Source organism: Rhizobium deserti, assembly GCF_004358025.1.
GTDB lineage: Bacteria > Pseudomonadota > Alphaproteobacteria > Rhizobiales > Rhizobiaceae > Neorhizobium > Neorhizobium deserti.
On record NZ_SMTL01000001.1, the window covers coordinates 577,749 to 594,173 of the forward strand.

At 61.9% G+C, this 16,425-nt stretch carries 13 protein-coding genes and 1 pseudogene; 5 read left to right on the forward strand and 9 right to left on the reverse strand.

The genetic code is table 11. The annotated features are described in order from the left end of the window. Nucleotide 1 precedes the first annotated feature (1 nt). The 6 genes from E2F50_RS02810 to E2F50_RS02835 all read right to left on the reverse strand — a co-directional run bounded on the left by E2F50_RS02810 (nt 2) and on the right by E2F50_RS02835 (nt 5,471). Nucleotides 2-1,090, reverse strand: a complete 1,089-nt coding sequence (locus tag E2F50_RS02810) for an LLM class flavin-dependent oxidoreductase (protein WP_133314533.1) — start codon at nt 1,088-1,090, stop codon at nt 2-4. A 111-nt stretch (nt 1,091-1,201) separates the two neighbouring features. Continuing rightward, on the reverse strand, nt 1,202-1,564 hold the full coding sequence (locus tag E2F50_RS02815) for a response regulator (RefSeq protein ID WP_133314534.1): 363 nt from the start codon (nt 1,562-1,564) through the stop codon (nt 1,202-1,204). Between the two features lies 1 nt (nt 1,565). After that, nucleotides 1,566-3,041, reverse strand: coding sequence for a sensor histidine kinase (locus E2F50_RS02820; RefSeq protein ID WP_245515273.1), 1,476 nt, complete (start codon nt 3,039-3,041; stop codon nt 1,566-1,568). A 249-nt stretch (nt 3,042-3,290) separates the two neighbouring features. Beyond that, complete coding sequence (locus E2F50_RS02825) at nt 3,291-3,761, reverse strand: SRPBCC family protein (protein WP_133314535.1); 471 nt, start codon at nt 3,759-3,761, stop codon at nt 3,291-3,293. 85 nt (nt 3,762-3,846) lie between these two features. Continuing rightward, nucleotides 3,847-5,100, reverse strand: coding sequence for an RNA polymerase sigma factor (locus E2F50_RS02830; protein ID WP_133314536.1), 1,254 nt, complete (start codon nt 5,098-5,100; stop codon nt 3,847-3,849). Beyond that, nucleotides 5,097-5,471 (reverse strand): YciI family protein, encoded by a 375-nt coding sequence (locus tag E2F50_RS02835; protein ID WP_133314537.1) that lies wholly within the window; start codon nt 5,469-5,471, stop codon nt 5,097-5,099. Before E2F50_RS02835 ends, E2F50_RS02830 begins: the two co-directional genes overlap by 4 nt. Nucleotides 5,472-5,615: 144 nt before the next feature. Between E2F50_RS02835 and E2F50_RS02840 the strand changes: the two are divergent. Continuing rightward, nucleotides 5,616-6,320 (forward strand): annotated as a pseudogene (locus E2F50_RS02840) (glutathione S-transferase family protein). 120 nt (nt 6,321-6,440) lie between these two features. Here the strand turns inward: E2F50_RS02840 and E2F50_RS02845 are convergent. Both E2F50_RS02845 and glpK read right to left on the reverse strand, forming a co-directional pair. Continuing rightward, nucleotides 6,441-7,754: a D-alanyl-D-alanine carboxypeptidase gene (locus E2F50_RS02845; protein WP_133314538.1), complete on the reverse strand. Its 1,314-nt coding sequence runs from the start codon at nt 7,752-7,754 to the stop codon at nt 6,441-6,443. A 107-nt stretch (nt 7,755-7,861) separates the two neighbouring features. Then, nucleotides 7,862-9,355, reverse strand: coding sequence for a glycerol kinase GlpK (glpK, locus tag E2F50_RS02850; protein ID WP_133314539.1), 1,494 nt, complete (start codon nt 9,353-9,355; stop codon nt 7,862-7,864). A gap of 231 nt (nt 9,356-9,586) precedes the next feature. On the opposite strand from glpK, the gene E2F50_RS02855 reads away from it, so the two are divergent. Beyond that, complete coding sequence (locus E2F50_RS02855; protein ID WP_133314540.1) at nt 9,587-10,495, forward strand: GGDEF domain-containing protein; 909 nt, start codon at nt 9,587-9,589, stop codon at nt 10,493-10,495. Nucleotides 10,496-10,558: 63 nt separating this feature from the next. Here the strand turns inward: E2F50_RS02855 and E2F50_RS02860 are convergent, their stop codons facing one another. Then, nucleotides 10,559-11,485, reverse strand: coding sequence for a manganese catalase family protein (locus tag E2F50_RS02860; protein WP_133314541.1), 927 nt, complete (start codon nt 11,483-11,485; stop codon nt 10,559-10,561). 186 nt (nt 11,486-11,671) lie between these two features. Between E2F50_RS02860 and E2F50_RS02865 the strand changes: the two genes are divergently transcribed. The 3 genes from E2F50_RS02865 (at nt 11,672) to xdhB (ending at nt 16,383) form a co-directional block, all read left to right on the forward strand. Further along, nucleotides 11,672-12,448 carry a 3-hydroxybutyrate dehydrogenase gene (locus E2F50_RS02865; RefSeq protein ID WP_133314542.1) on the forward strand — a complete coding sequence of 259 codons (777 nt, stop codon included), beginning with the start codon at nt 11,672-11,674 and terminating at the stop codon, nt 12,446-12,448. A gap of 40 nt (nt 12,449-12,488) precedes the next feature. Next, entirely contained in the window at nt 12,489-13,961 is a 1,473-nt protein-coding gene (gene xdhA / locus E2F50_RS02870; RefSeq protein ID WP_133314543.1) for a xanthine dehydrogenase small subunit, read from the forward strand. An 85-nt stretch (nt 13,962-14,046) separates the two neighbouring features. Beyond that, the gene (xdhB, locus tag E2F50_RS02875) at nt 14,047-16,383 is read left to right on the forward strand and encodes a xanthine dehydrogenase molybdopterin binding subunit (protein ID WP_133314544.1); all 2,337 of its coding nucleotides are present in this window, start codon (nt 14,047-14,049) and stop codon (nt 16,381-16,383) included. Nucleotides 16,384-16,425: the final 42 nt, after the last annotated feature.

Below are 16,425 nucleotides of genomic sequence, written 5' to 3' on the forward strand. Positions count from 1 at the left end.
TTCATTGCTTTTCGGCGGCGGGTGTCGCGCCATCGACCGATCCCGTCAATTCTTTTCTGGCGACTCCGAGTTCTTTTCGCACGATTGGCGCGACTTTCGTGCCGTAGAGTTCGATGCCGCGCATGATCGCCGCATGCGGCATCGGCCCGATCGCCATCTGCAGGAGAAAGCGATCCATACCGAACACCTTGTGCGCAGCGATGATCTTCTCGGCCACCAGCTCCGGCTCGCCGACGAACAGGTTTCCGGTCGGTCCGCGCGCCTGATCGAAATGGGCCCGGCTGGTCGGTCCCCAGCCCCGTTCGCGGCCGATGCGGTCCATCACCTGCGCCTGCGGGCCATAGAACTGATCGGCCGCCGCCTGCGTCGTGTCGGCAATGAAACCATGCACATTGATGCTGGTCTTCAGGGTCGCAGGATCATGGCCGGCCCGCCGCGCCGATTCGCGATACAGGTTGAAGAAGGGTGCAAAGCGCGGATAGTCGCCGCCGATAATGGCGACCGCCAGCGGCAGGCCGAGCGTCCCGGCCCGCGCCACCGATTGCGGCGTGCCGCCAACGGCAATCCAGACAGGCAGCGGCTCCTGCAGGGGGCGCGGGTAAACGCCGCGTCCGTTGATCACCGGTCGCATCGTCCCCTGCCAGGTCACCTCCTCATGATCGCGCAGCGCCAGCAGGAGTTCGAGCTTGTCGGAAAACAGAGCGTCATAATCTTCCAGGTCATAGCCGAACAGCGGAAAGGATTCGATGAAGGAACCGCGACCGGCCATGATCTCGGCACGGCCGTCGGAAATCAGGTCGAGCGTCGAAAACTGCTGGAACACGCGGACCGGATCGTCGGAAGAAAGAACCGTCACGGCGCTGGTCAGGCGAATCTTCTTGGTGCGGGCGGCAGCGGCGGCCAGCACCACGGCCGGCGACGAGATGACGTAGTCGGGGCGGTGATGTTCGCCGAGCCCAAAGACGTCGAGTCCCACCTGATCAGCAAGCTCGATCTCTTCCAACAGGTCACGGATGCGCCGCGCCCCTTCGTGCCCCTTGCCGCCTGCCGTCGCATCCACATCGCCAAAAGTATGAAGCCCCAGTTCCATCTTGATCATCCCTTGCTGATACCGCTCAGATAGTCGGTGCGCCGCGTGCCGGCAAACGGCAATCTCTCGAAGCATTCCTTCGATGAAATGGATAGATGCCGCACCAGGGCATCAAGAAATGGCGGGGGAAGCAGCCAGGGTGGCAATCGCGGTTTCGAGATCGTCCATCAGGAACGGCTTCGTCAGAACCGGGCGGCCCGTATAGGCCGGCTCGATGCCGGCTGCCCCGTATCCGGTCGCGAAGGCGAAGGGTATGCCTCGTTCCAACAGGATGTCGGCCACCGGGAAGGACTTGCGACCATCGAGATTGACGTCGAGGATGGCAAGGTCGAAATCCGCCCTCTGCGCAAGCTCGACCGCCTGCGGCAGGCGCATGGCCAGATCGACGACCTCATGCCCCAGTTCGCTCAGCATGTCCTCGATCAGCAAGGCGATGGTCATCTCGTCCTCGACCACCAGGATACGCAGTCGCATGTCAGCTTCCCGCTTCCACATGCTCCGGCGCGTCGATGGTGCAGACGAGCCCGTCGGGCAAAAACTCCATCTTCACCTGGCCGCCCATTTCACGCGCCAGCCCGCGCTCTATGAGAACCGAGCCGAAGCCGCGCCGCGTCGGCGGCTGCACCTGCGGCCCGCCGCTTTCTCGCCATTCGACCCGCAACCGCCTGTCCCCGGCAGAGCCGGAATAGGTGGCGGAGGTCACGGTGACCGTGCCGCTTGCATTCGACCAGGCACCATATTTCAGGGCATTCATGGCGAGCTCGTGCATGGCCAAGGTGAGCGCCAGTGCCGTCTTCGGCGTTAGTTGCACATCGTCGCCGGTGACCAGGCTCCGCTCCGGCTGCGGGTAGTGCGGGCGGATCGCCTGGCCGATCGCGCCTATAAGGGAAGCGCCGACCCATCGCTCTCCGGTCAGCAGATCATTGGCCTGCCCAAGCGCCACCATGCGCGAACCGAACCGCGCCTGCGCTTCCTTGAGATCGTCGACATTGCGGAAGGTCTGGGCGGCGATCGCCTGCGTCATCGCCAGGTTGTTCTTGACCCGGTGGTTGAGCTCGTGGACCACGCGGCGCAGATGCTCCTCGTTGCGCCGTCGCTCGGTGACATCGCTGGCAGCGCCGAACCATTCGACGATGTCGCCTGCCTCGTCGACAATCGGCACGGCTCGGGACAGCGTCCAGCCGATCGAGCCATCCGCCTGGCGCACCCGATGCTCGTGCTGGAAGACACTCCTGGTCCGCAAGGCTTCGTCAATGGCTGCCTGTAGGGCAGGTTTGTCTTCCGGCAGCATGTAGAAGTCTTGCCAGGCGGCACTGGGACGCTCCATGTCGGCCAGCAATCCGCGCCCGTCGAGCGGCTGCATCTCGCTCCAATCCGCGCTCATCCGGTAGACCACGTCCGAGGTGGCATTGGTCAAAGCCCGAAAGCGTCCTTCGCTCTGCTCGAGCTTGCGTTGCGCAACGACGCTCCTGGTGGTTTCCACCACAATGGCGATAACGCCGGCCGGCTTGCCGCTTTCATCGACGACCGGCGAATAATCGAGATTCATCCAGGCCGGTTCCGGCTTGCCGTGGCGGATCAGCGTCAGCTCCTGGTTCTCGTAGGCGAGCGTACCGCCGGCAAGGCCGACCTTCATGACATTGTCGTTGAAATCTGCGATCTCGTCCCAGCCCTCGCGCACTTTGGAGCCGAGAAGCTGGGGGTGGCGGCGGCCGGCGAAGACAGAATAGGCATCGTTATAAATCATGATACCGTCTTCGCCCCACAGAAGAACAATGGGAATGGGGCAAAGCAGAAGCATATTGGTGACGGTCTTCAGGCTCTGCGGCCAACCGGAAATCGGCCCGAGCGGCGTCTCCGACCAGTCAAAGCTTCGGATCAGCTTGCCTGTTTCGCCTCCGCCGAAGGGGAAGACCATGCCCTTATCGTGCTGTGCCTGTGGCTCAACCACTCGTAGCTCCACGTAATTCCGCATCATGACGTGGCGCAAATGTAGAGCGGGCTTCCGGCTTGTCCAATGGCGATTTGTCGATCTTTGCAGATGGCCAGCCAATTGGACTTTCAACGCAGCATCTTCGGCGCAGCCTGCCTGTGCGGCAGTTGATGCTGGCTCGGCTCCTGCCGTCAGACTTCTCTTCAGGCCGGCGGAGGCGGCTCAAAAGCTCCGCCCCATTCCTATCCCGTCCAGCCCGGGCTCATCTCACAAATTCTTGACCAGTTGTTCCAGCTGATCGGCAGCCGCGCCCCAGCCTTGGTGAAACCCCATTTCTTCATGAGCCTGCTTGTCTTCCGCCGTCCAGTGGACGGCGCTGGCCGTATATTGCGTGCGACCATCGCCAAGATCCTCGAATTCGATGATGCCGGTCATGAACGGCTTCTCGGACGGCACCCAGGCGCTGGTGAAGGCGTCAGTAAACACCAGCTTCCGGTTGGGAATGATCTCCAGATAGATGCCGCGATTGGGGACCTGCTCGCCCTCCGGCCCCTCCATCACGATCAGACTGGCGCCGCCGGGCCGAAGGTCGAGCTCCGCATGAGAAACCTTCCAGGGTTTTGGGCAGAACCATTCCTTCATCAGCTCCGGCGTCGTCCAGGCTTTGAAAAGTTTCTCCGCCGGAGCGTCAATCTCGCGCGTCAGCGTCAGGGCATGGGCAGCGGTATCAGCGTTCATTTCTTTCTCCCGAAATCCTGTTGAATGTAATGTAGCCGCAGGACGTATGCTGCACCGTCGGTCCGACATCCCACGTCGATTTTCTTCAAGCGCATGGTCCCGTCTCGCCGCCGAGCTGGTCGATCTGCTGGCGGATGTGGACGCATTCGGCTGGCGAATGTGCAAGTGCAACGGCTCGGTCGAATGCCTTCCTGGCCTCCTGCCGGCGCTCGGTCTGCATCAACAGGCTGCCGCGCACCCCGTGGAAGTAGAAATAGCCGTCTAGCTTTGGCCAAAGCGTCTCGACCAGTTCCAGCGCCGCCTGCGGCCCTTCAAGTTTCGAGACCGCCACCGCGCGGTTGAGCGTCACCACGGGCGATGGATGAAGCTGCTCGAGGCGCTGGTAAAGCAGGACGATCTGCTGCCAGTCAGTGTCCTCAGGCCGCGCCGCTCGCGCATGCAATGCCGAAATCGCCGCCTGCAGCTGATACGTCCCCGGCCTGCGGTGGCGGATCGCCTTGTCGAGCATGACCAGCGCTTCTGCGATCAGCGTCCGGTCCCATAGGCCGCGGTCATGGTCGTCGAGGAGGACGATCTGGCCCTGCCCGTCGAACCGTGCCCTGGCGCGGGAATGCTGCAGGAGCATCAGGCTTGCAAGCCCCATGACTTCCGGTTCGGCTGGAAAGATCCGCAGCAATATCCGCGCCAGCCGGATGGCCTCGTCGCAGAAGCCGGCACTGTCCGGATTGGCGATCCCGGCGGAATAGCCTTCGTTGAAGACGAGGTAGATCATCGCTGAGACCGTGGCGAGGCGCACGCTTCTTTCGGAAGCACTCGGCGCCTCGAAGGGCACACCCGCCTTGACGACCCGCGCCTTGGCCCTGGTAATGCGCTGCTCCATGGCACTGTCGCCGACCAGGAAGGCTCGCGCGATCTGCGCCACGCTGAGGCCGGAAACGATCCGCAGCGCCAGCGCAATCTGCTGGGTGGTCGGCAGATCCGGATGGCAGCAGATGAACATCAAGCGCAGGATGTCATCTCGGTAATAGGAATCATCGAGCCGCTCGGCCAGATCCTGCTCGGCATCCGAGAGATCGGAAAACCTATCCTCCGGCGGCAGCGGATCGTGCTTTGCCCCTTTGCGGATCTGGTCGATGCCGCTATTGCGGCCGACGAAGATCAGCCAGGCAGCCGGATCGCGCGGCGGCCCCTTGTCCCGCCATGTCTTCACGGCCCTGAGACTTGCCTCCTGGAATGCCTCTTCTGCCGTATCGAGATTGCGGAAATAGCGCAGAAGTGCACCGAGCGCCTGCGGTCGGGCCGCGCTCAGCGCCAGTTCGATCCAGGCAAGATCGGTCATGTCTTCAAGTATCCCGCATGGAAAACGTGGAACGGCCGGATTTCATAAGAGCTGGAGCCGGGATTGACGGCCGAAAGCTCCTTAGCAAAGGCGACCGCCGCGTCCAGCGTCTCGACGTCGACCGTGTAGAAGCCGAGCAGGACTTCCTTGGTTTCGGCGAATGGACCATCCAGCACCAGCGGCTCCTGCGAGCCTTTTCGCACCGTGGTCGCCGTCGTTGTCGGCATCAGCCGGCCGACTGGGCCGAGCTTGCCGGCTTTGGCGAGCGGCTCCTGCACCGCATAAAGCCTTTCCATGACCGACGCCTCCTCCTCCCGGGACCAGGCGAATACGGTTTCCTCGTGCGCATAGCAAAGCACGGCATAAAGCATGGTGACCTCCCTCTTCTGATCAAGACGAAGAATTAGCCCCTGAACCGACACTCCGCAGCAAAAAATGTTGGTTCGGGATATCTGGCGCAGGACCTATCCGTGGCTATAGTCGGCTCAAACGAATGCACAAACGAGGAAGCGCCTATGACCGACCTTTCCAACTACCCCATCACCACCAAATGGCCTGCAAGCAATCCCGACATCCTGCAGCTCTATTCCGTGCCGACGCCGAACGGCGTCAAGGTATCGATCATGCTGGAGGAGATCGGCCTGCCCTACGAGCCGCATTTCATCAATATCGGCGCCGACGAAACCTAGGGGCCGGAATACCTGTCCCTGAACCCGAACGGCAAGATCCCGGCGATCTTGGATCCGGATGGCCCCGGCGGCAAGCCGCTCGCGCTTTTCGAGAGCGGCGCCATCCTGATCTACCTTGCAGAAAAGACCGGGAAGCTGCTGCCGGCCGATCCGGCCAGGCGCTACGAGACGATCCAGTGGGTGATGTTCCAGATGGGCGGGCTTGGGCCGATGTTCGGCCAGCTCGGATTCTTCCACAAGTTCGCCGGCAAGGACTATGAGGACAAGCGCCCGCGTGACCGTTATGCCAAGGAGTCGCACCGCCTGATCCGGGTACTCGAAAGCCGGCTGGAAGGCCGCGACTGGATCATGAACGATGAATACACGATCGCCGATATTTCCATGATCGGCTGGGTGCGCAACCTTGTCGGCTTCTACGGCGCCGGCGCACTGGTCGAATACGACCAACTGAAGCGGGTGCCGGAATGGCTGGATCGCGCCTTGGCCCGCCCGGCCGTGCAGCGCGGCCTGGAGATCCCCAAGCGGGTGTAAGAGCATGGCTGGGGAGTGGCATCCTTGCCCGTCTTAGCCGGGTTCACGACGCCAAAAACCATGTCACCTCTCCACGTTGTTCGGCGCGCCTGCAATGGCGCGTCAGACACCAGCCGATATCTACCTGAGCACGAAGCAATTGACCGACTTCGACTTCAAGAGAGTGCAGGCGCTTTGAGCCGCCTCCCTATCGGCGAAACCGGCGAATCGGGCGCGAAAATATTCCTTGCCCGACTTGGCATAGCTTTCGACACTCGGCGAGGCTTTCGCATAGGCCCGTGACACGACAGGCCGTGCCCGCTCCAGAAGCGCGGATGCAGCCTCCCGGCTGGCTGCCGTCGCCACCTGGATGCTCCAGGAGTCCGATGGTTGGGCAGAGGTTGTTGTCTGACCTGTTTGAGGTTGAACCGGCTGTGTCTGACCCGACTGGACCTGACCCGCCGGCGCCTCGCTAGGATGCGCCGGCTGGCTCGGAAAGGCATAAAGATTGGCGACGGCCGCCCTCGGCGGCTGGCCGCCGACGACAATTTGCTTCTGCGGTGCCGCAAAGGAAAGCGGAAGCGGACCTTCCGCCGTCCTCTTCTGTTCGGGAACCGAAGCGACAAGCGCGCCCGAGGGATCGCTTCCAGCCCCGTTCGGCGCTGCATATTTGTCGAGAAGTGCCGCCATCTGGTCGTCGCGCTTGCGCGCCGATTTGCCACCCATGACGACGCCGATGATGCGGTGGCCGTTGACGTTGACGGCGCTGGCAATATTGAAGCCGGATGCGTTGACGAAGCCGGTCTTGATGCCGTCCATACCGGGGTAGCGATACATCAGGTTGTTATGGCCCTTGATGCGCTTGCCGCGGAAATCGAAGGCGCGCAGCGAAAACAGCTTGTATTCCTCCGGATAGTCGCGGATCAGCGCCATGGCCAGGGTCGCCATGTCGCGCGCCGACGTGACTTGAGCGTCGTCCGGCAGACCGGATGCATTGCGGAAGACTGTGCTCGACATGCCGAGCCGACGGGCTTTGGCGGTCATCATCGCACCGAAACGATCTTCGCTGCCACCCAGATGATCGGCCATCGCGGCGGCGGCATCATTGGCAGAGCGGATCGCCATGGCATAAACGGCCTCGCGCACGGTCAGCGGCTGGCCCGCCTTGAGGCCGAGCTTGAAGGGGATCTTGCTGGCCGCATTGGATGTCATGACGATCTGCCCGTCCCAGGAGAGCCGCCCTTCATGCAGCGCCTCGAAAGTGAGGTAGAGCGTCATCATCTTGGTCAGGGAAGCTGGATGGTTGATGACGTCGGCATTTTCGGAGGTCAGCACCTTGCCGCTGGTGGCGTCATAGATGAAATGCGCATAGCCGGCCTGAGCCTCTGTTTTTCCTACTCCCAAGCTGAAGCCGAGCAGAAGGAAAAACACCGCCACGCGCAGAAATCGAAACATCAGTCACCCTCGCAAATACCGGGAAAGCATAAGGCAGCGATCCTGGCGTGAAAATGGCGGGGACGAAAATTCCCTGGTAATTGCCAAGCTTTCCGCGAAATTGCGGATCAAGCGTCCGTTAGCGTACGTCTGACCGCATCTTTCCAGCCACGCACCTTGGAAGCACGGCTCTTCTCGTCCATCTGCGGCTCGAACCGGCACTGGCGCGCCCAGCTCCTGGCGAATGCCTGGCGATCCGGCCAGACGCCCGCGCGCGAACCGGCCAGCCAGGCAGCCCCGAGCGCCGTGGTTTCCAGAATCGTCGGTCGATCGACGGGCGCGTCGAGCAGGTCGGAAAGCCGCTGCATGGTCCAGTCGGAGGCCACCATGCCGCCATCCACCCGCAGCACCGTGTCGCCGTCGAAGCTGCGCCAGTCCTTGCGCATGGCGTCGAGCAGGTCGCGGGTCTGGTAGCAGACCGCTTCAAGCGCCGCCCGCGAAAGCTCGGCCGGTCCGGTTGCCCGCGTCAGACCGAAGATGGCGCCGCGTGCTTCGGCATCCCAATAGGGCGCCCCGAGCCCGGTAAAGGCGGGCACCAGATAAACCTCCTGTTGAGGATCCGCCTGCGCCGCCAACTCCCCGGACTGACTCGCCTTTTCGATGACGCCGATCCCGTCGCGCAGCCATTGCACGGCGGCGCCGGCGATGAAGATCGAGCCTTCCAGCGCATAGGTCGTTTCGCCGTCCAGTCGGTAGGCGATGGTGGTCAAGAGCCGGTTCTTTGAGCGGCACATGTCGGTGCCGGTGTTGAGCACGGCAAAGCAGCCGGTGCCATAGGTGGATTTCATCATGCCAGGCTCGAAGCAGGCCTGGCCGATCGTCGCCGCCTGCTGGTCGCCGGCAACACCGAGAATGGGAATGGCCGCGCCGAACAGGCTCTCGTCGCAAACGCCGAAATCATCGGCGCAGTCCTTGACCTCCGGCAGCATGGCAGCGGGAATGCGAAGGATCTCCAGGAGATCCTCGTCCCATCGATTGTCGCCGATATTGTAGATCAGCGTGCGCGAAGCATTGGTCGCGTCAGTCACGAAGCTCCGGCCTCCGGTCAGGCGCCAGATCAGGAAACTGTCGACGGTGCCGAAGCACAGCTCGCCCTTGGCCGCCCTCGCCCGCGCCCCTTTGACATTGGCGAGCATCCAGGAAAGCTTGGTGCCCGAAAAATAAGGATCAAGCAAAAGGCCAGTGCGGCGGGTGAAGAGCTTTTCGAGCCCCTGCCGCTTCAGCTTTTCGCAATAGCTAGCGGTGCGGCGGTCTTGCCAGACGATCGCGTTGTGGATCGGCTTGCCACTCTCGCGCTCCCAGACCACAACGGTTTCACGCTGGTTGGTGATGCCAATCGCGGCAATCTGGGACGCCTCGAGCTTGGCCTCCTTGAGAGCCTGCTTGACGGTCCATAGAACGCTTTCCCAGATCTCTTCCGGATCATGCTCCACCCAGCCGGATTTCGGAAAGATCTGCGTGAACTCCTTCTGGCCGATGCCGGCGATCTTCATGTCGCCGTCAAAGACGATCGCCCGTGTCGACGTCGTCCCCTGATCGATTGCCAGAACATAACCCGCCATGCCGCTCCTCCCCAGGATCGTCTTTTGCCTGAGCCAAGCTTTGACCAGAAGGCCTCATCAACTGTCAAACGAAAACGCCTATCTTCCAAACAGAGGCAGCTCGAACGCTCGGCAGCCGAGTCACAGCCTTGGGTAAAGCCTTGCCGAGAATTACAAATTGATTTTTTTCGTTAACCTTCTATTGGCTCCTGCCACCTAGTTTTCGGCGCGCAATGTCCTGAAGGAGTGAAGATGCTGACTGTGATGAAGGGGCCGCTGCGGTTTTTCCGACGATCGCTGACGTTGAAGATCTTCACCATCTGCTTCATCTGCGTCCATATTCCGCTGATCGCATTCATCATCTATCTGGCCAGCGGCTTCAGCACCGAAACCATACCTCTGCTGGGACTGATGCTGGGCGCTACGCTTGCCGGAACAGGCATCTGCCTTGCCACGCTCTGGTGGCTGATCCGACCGCTGCGCAAGCTGGCGCGGGCCGTCAACCAGTATCAGGAAGACGGGCAACCCTTCGAAATCCGCCATCGTGGCGAGGACGAAATCGGCACGCTGTCGAGCGCCGTCGAAGCCATGGTGTCGGAAATGGACGGTGCGATGAAGCGCCTCCAGCATCAGGCGACGACCGATCCGCTGACGGGACTAGGCAACCGGCGCTGGCTCTCGGAGCAGGTTTCTGAAGAAATTTCGCGGGCCGTGCGCCGTCGCGCTTCGATGTCCGTCATACTCTGCGACCTGGACCGCTTCAAGAAGATCAATGACGGCTATGGCCATGACACCGGCGACAGGGTTCTCGTTGCTGCCGGCGACGTCATCCGCCGCCATCTTCGTCACAATGATCTGGCGGCGAGAATAGGCGGAGAGGAATTCTGCATCATCCTTCCGCGCACCAAGCTCAAGGATGCTGAGATGATTGCCGAACGGCTTCGGAGCGCGCTGGCCGTGCTGGACATCCCTCCCCTGATGCGGGGCGATGTCACCGCAAGCTTCGGCATCTACCAAGCTTCCACCGGCGAAACACTGGAACAGATGCTGCTGATGTCGGACAAGGCGCTTTACGAGGCCAAGCGCGGTGGGCGCAACCGTGTCGTTCGAGCGAACGAGCTGGAAACCGCAGGCGACCGGCATTCTCCGCCGGAATATTGACGGCAGCCGAGTTCGAAACACCAGCGGCCGGTTTTGGAACCGACCGCCGATATTGTTCAACGATTATCGCGACTTCTTATAGAGTTTCTCGGCGATCTCGAACATTTCCTCCGGGGAATAGTCCGGAGTGAACGCCGAGGGAACGCCGACGAGCTGGTGGATCTTGCCCCCCTCTGGCATACCGTCCACCACTTCCAATTCTCCCGGAGGATCGAGCGGCAAGGCGACTTCGCCATTGCCCCAGATGCCCGACATTTCCTTGTAGTCGTTCGGGCTGAACGTATACAGGCGACGGTGTGAACCTTCGTCGAGATATTTCTGGCATTCGGGAATGTTGCCGAGCGGGATGTTCGGTGTCGGCAGGAATTTCTTGATGTCGACGCCGGTGATCTTTTCGAGAGCCAAGGCATAGGCATGGGCATGGACGGAACCGCGCACCAGCAGATAGCCGCAGACTTCGCGGCCGGTCGGATCGGACAGGGTTTCATAAACGCGCAGCTTGTGAAGACGCGCGCCGCATTCCAGATGGAAATTATGAAGAAGATCGACAACGACATTACCGGTCGTGGTGATGAAGTCGTTGTTCCACGATAGGCCATTGCTGTTGACCGGCATGGCGCCACCGCCGCCGGAAAGGAAGGCGGCTGCCAGCCGGATATCCTTCATGTCTTCAAAGGGGGCGCCGGAAATATCTCCGCCGTCGCCCGCATCCCCGTCCGGCTTGTCAGGACCGTTGTTGAGCATGGCGACGCCGTTGCTGACGAGTTCCACATGGCCGAGTTCTTCTGCCGTGATACTGGCGACGAGGCTGTAGAACGGCCGCAACTTTTCCTTTGAACGGAAGTTGAAGCTCTGAAACATATAGTTTCCGAGGGTGGACATTTCTCCGTACTTACCGCCCAGCAATTCCTGAAGCGCAGCTGCCGCGTTCGGATCGGCGCGTTTAGGCGCCGGAAGTTCTGCCTGAAGCTTGTCGACGCGCATAAACATAGGTTTGATCCTTTGGTTGGAGACACTGACCAAACCGGAGCTGCGGCTCGATGTTCCCAAGAAAAGAGGAACACCGCTCCGACGGAGCTTGGCGATTGCCAGGCCGGCTGCTTTCCGCATAACCTGACCCACGACGCGGCGCATTAGAACGCCGCTCCAGGCAAACTGGTCAGGGAGGCATCGGACATGAACAGAACCGTCATCGTCACCGGTTCCACCAGCGGCATAGGCCTTGGCATTGCCAGGGCCTTCGCGGCGGATGGCGCTCATGTGGTGATCAACGGCTTCGGCCCGAAGGAGACGATCGCGGCGGCGGTCGGAGAGCTCGGCAGCCTCGGCGGCGGCAAGATCCTCCACCATGGCGCCGACATGACGAAGCCGGAGGAAATCGAGGACCTGGTCGCCACAGCGGCCGGCACATTTGGGTCGGTGGACGTGCTGGTCAACAATGCCGGCATTCAGCATGTGGCCAAGATCGAGGATTTCCCGCGGGAAAAATGGGATCAGTTGATCGCCATCCTGCTGTCTTCCGCCTTCCACACCATGCGCCACACGATCCCCTTGATGAAGAAGGCCGGCCATGGCCGCATCATCAATGTGGCCTCTGCCCATGCTCTGGCCGCCTCGCCCTTCAAATCCGCTTATGTCGCGGCCAAGCACGGTATTTTAGGCCTCACCAAAACGGCGGCCTTGGAACTTGCTGAATTCGCGATTACCGTGAATGCGATCTGCCCTGGCTATGTGCTGACGCCGCTCGTCGAACAGCAGATACCCGACACCGCCCGCGAGCGTGGTATTTCCGAAGCCGAGGTGAAGACCGACGTGATGCTGAGGCTGCAGGCGACCAAGGAATTCGTGTCGATCGAGGAAGTGGCGGCGACGGCGATCTTCCTGGCCAGCGAGGCGGCCAGGAGCATAACGGGCACGCATATCTCGGTCGACGGCGGCTGGACCGCGCAGTGACTTGGACACAAAAGCCGGCAACGGCGGACGAAGGAGAGACATGAGTTCAGCCATCCGCTTCATCCTGAACGGGGAAGACGTGACGCTCGGGGACTTCGCACCCACCGACACCCTGCTCGACTATCTGCGCCTGAGGCGGCGGTTGACGGGAACCAAGGAAGGCTGCGCCGAAGGCGATTGCGGTGCCTGTACCGTGCTGGTTGGACGGCTGACCGACCACGGCCTGGCCTATGAAGGCGTCAATGCCTGCATCCGGCTCATGGGCTCCATGCACGGCACACATGTGGTCACGGTCGAACATCTCGCGGCAAAAGACGGCGCGCTGCACCCCGTGCAGCAGGCGATAGTCGATTGTCACGGCTCGCAGTGCGGCTTCTGCACTCCAGGCTTCGTCATGTCGCTCTATGGGCTGTGGCTCTCGAACGACGCGCCCAGCCGGGCCGACATCGAAAGCGCCCTGCAAGGCAATCTCTGTCGCTGCACCGGCTATGAACCGATCGTCAGGGCCGCCGAACAGGTGGCGGCAAACCGGCCGAGCGCGCTCTTCGACCCGCTGGAACGGGACCGCGCGGAAATCATGGCCAAGCTCTGGTCTCTGCAATCGGCGACGGACACGATTACAGTCGAAAAGGACGGCAGCCGGTCGGTCATCCCGGCTTCGCTGGAAGCGTTCGCCGAGGCGCTGTCGCAGGAGCCGGACGCGACTGTTGTTGCCGGCGCCACCGATGTCGGCCTCTGGGTCACCAAGCAGATGCGGCTTTTGAGCCCTGTTATCTTCATCAACCACTTAAGCGAACTTCAGTCGATTGCGGCTGATGGAGAAGGCATCACGATTGGCGCTGGCGTAAGCTATACGGAAGCACACGGTTTCCTGGAAGCCTTGATTCCTGCCATCGGTCGGCTGATCGATCGGATCGGCGGCGCCCAGGTGCGCAATATGGGCACGATCGGCGGCAATATCGCCAATGGCTCGCCGATCGGCGACACGCCGCCACCGCTGATCGCGCTTGGCGCCCAGCTGACGCTGCGCTCCCATTCCGGCCGCCGCACCATGCCGCTGGAGGATTACTTCCTGGCCTACGGCAAGCAGGACCGGCTGCCGGGCGAATTCGTCGAGAAGGTTCTCGTGCCGCGTCCTGCGGAGAACGGTCACTTCGCCGTTTACAAGATTTCCAAGCGTCGGGACGAGGACATTTCGGCGCTCTGCGGCGCCTTCAACATGACGCTTGATGCAAATGGCAGAATTGAAGCGATCCGCATCGCCTTCGGCGGCATGGCGGCAACCCCGAAACGTGCCAAGCATGTCGAGGCGGCGCTGATCGGCCAGATCTGGAACTGGGCGACGATCTCGGCCGCCCGCGACGCCTTCGACGAGGATTACCAGCCGCTGACCGATTGGCGGGCGACGGCGGATTATCGCAGCCTGACGGCCAAGAACCTGCTGACGCGGTTCTTCCTGGAGACGGCCGGCGCACCGACGGAACTGCGCCGGTTCGAGATGGAGGACGCGTGATGATGGTGATGAGCTGCACCCTATCCTCCTATGACGGCAGAGTTTGGTGGACCGCCTCTGTCCGCGACCAAAGGGGAGCCCGCTGATGGACAACTCCACCTTCGAAACGAAATCCGTCATCACCGGCCCCATGCATGCCTCGCTGAAACATGATTCAGCCCACAAGCATGTCACCGGACAGGCCGAATATATCGACGATATTCCCGAACCCGCCGGCACGCTGCATGGCGGTCTCGGCCTTTCCGACCGGGCGCATGCGGAAATCGTCTCCATCGATCTCGATGCGGTGCGGGCGGCGCCGGGCGTGGTTCACGTTCTGACCGCCGCCGATATTCCGGGTTTCAACGACGTCGCCTCGACCGGTCAGCGGGACGAGCCGCTGCTGGCGACCGATCTGGTGCAGTTCCACGGCCAGCCGATTTTCGCCGTCATCGCCGAAACCCGCGACCAGGCCCGCCGCGCCGCCCGGCTGGCGAAAATCGAATACCGCGACCTGCCCCATTGGACCGATATCGACGGTGCCCGGCAAAACGGTGCGCCGCTTGTGGTCGAGCCTATGGTCCTGACCCGCGGCGAGCCGCAAACCGAGATCGAAAAGCCGCCACTGCGCATCCAGGCATCGATGACGATCGGCGGCCAGGAACATTTGTACCTGGAAAGCCATATCGCCATGGCCATTCCCGGCGAGGACGACGACATCACCGTCTGGTCCTCAACCCAGCATCCGAGCGAAGTGCAGCATATGGTGGCGCATGTGCTGGGTATCGCCAATCATGCGGTCACCGTGCAGATCCGCCGCATGGGCGGCGGTTTCGGCGGCAAGGAAACCCAGGGCAACCAGTTTGCGGCACTCGCCGCCGTCGCCGCCAAGAAGCTCGACCGCGCCGTCAAGTTCCGCCCCGACCGCGACGAGGACATGGCGATGACAGGCAAGCGCCATGACTTCCGCGTCGAGTACGACGTCGCCTTCGACGAGGACGGCCGCATCCATGCGCTCGACGCCACCTACGCGGCGCGTTGCGGCTTTTCGGCGGATCTTTCCGGCCCGGTCACCGACCGCGCCCTTTTCCACGCCGATTCGAGCTATTTCTATCCGCATGTGCAGGTCCGGTCGCAGCCGCTGAAGACGCATACCGTGTCCAACACCGCATTTCGCGGTTTCGGCGGCCCGCAGGGCATGCTCGGCGCGGAGCGGATCATCGAGGAGATCGCCTATGCGCTGGGCAAGGATCCGCTTGAAATCCGCAAGCTGAACTTCTACGGCCAGCCGGGATCGGGGCGCACCACGACCCCCTATCACCAGGAGGTCGAGGACAATATCATTGCCCGCGTCGTCGAAGAGCTGGAAGCCTCGAGCGATTACCAGGCGCGGCGCCAGGCGATTATCGACTTCAACGCCAACAGCCCGGTCATCCGCAAGGGCATTGCGCTGACGCCGGTGAAATTCGGCATCTCCTTCACGATGACCGCTTATAATCAGGCGGGCGCCCTGGTGCATCTCTACCAGGACGGCTCGATCCACCTGAACCATGGCGGCACCGAAATGGGCCAGGGCCTTTATACCAAGGTGGCGCAGGTGGTGGCCGACACGTTCCAGGTCGACATCGACCGGGTGAAGATCACCGCCACGACGACCGGAAAAGTTCCAAATACCTCGGCCACTGCCGCCTCGTCCGGCACCGATCTGAACGGCATGGCGGCCTTGGATGCGGCACGCCAGCTGAAGGAGCGGCTGGTTGATTTCGCCTGCCGGCAATGGAAGGTGGAGCGCAAAGAGGTAGAGTTCTTGCCCAATTGCATCCGCATCGGTGAGGACATTGTGCCCTTTGATACGCTGGTGCGGGCGGCCTATTACGACCGCGTGCATCTGTCGGCAGCCGGCTTCTACAAGACGCCGGACATTCACTGGGACCGCAAAGCGGGCCGCGGACGACCTTTCTTCTACTATGCCTATGGCGCGGCCTGCTCGGAAGTGTCGATTGACACGCTCACCGGCGAATACATGGTCGACCGCACCGATATCCTTCACGATGTCGGAAAGTCCTTGAACCCGGCGATCGACATCGGCCAGATCGAGGGCGGTTTCGTGCAGGGCATGGGCTGGCTGACGACGGAGGAATTGTGGTGGGATGACAAGGGCCGGCTGCGGACCCACGCGCCCTCCACCTACAAGATCCCGCTCGCCTCCGACCGGCCGAAGATCTTCAATGTCAGACTGGCGGAATGGTCGGAAAATCCGGCGGCAACCATCGGCCGCTCCAAGGCCGTCGGCGAGCCGCCCTTCATGCTGGCGATCTCGGTACTCGAAGCGATCTCCATGGCTGTGGCAAGTGTCGCAGATTATGCCGTCTGCCCTCGCCTCGACGCGCCAGCCACACCGGAACGTGTGCTGATGGCGGTCGAGCGGCTGAAGGCGATGTGAACTGCCGGCCGGCGTTCAAGAAATGGCGCCAGCCGATCTGGC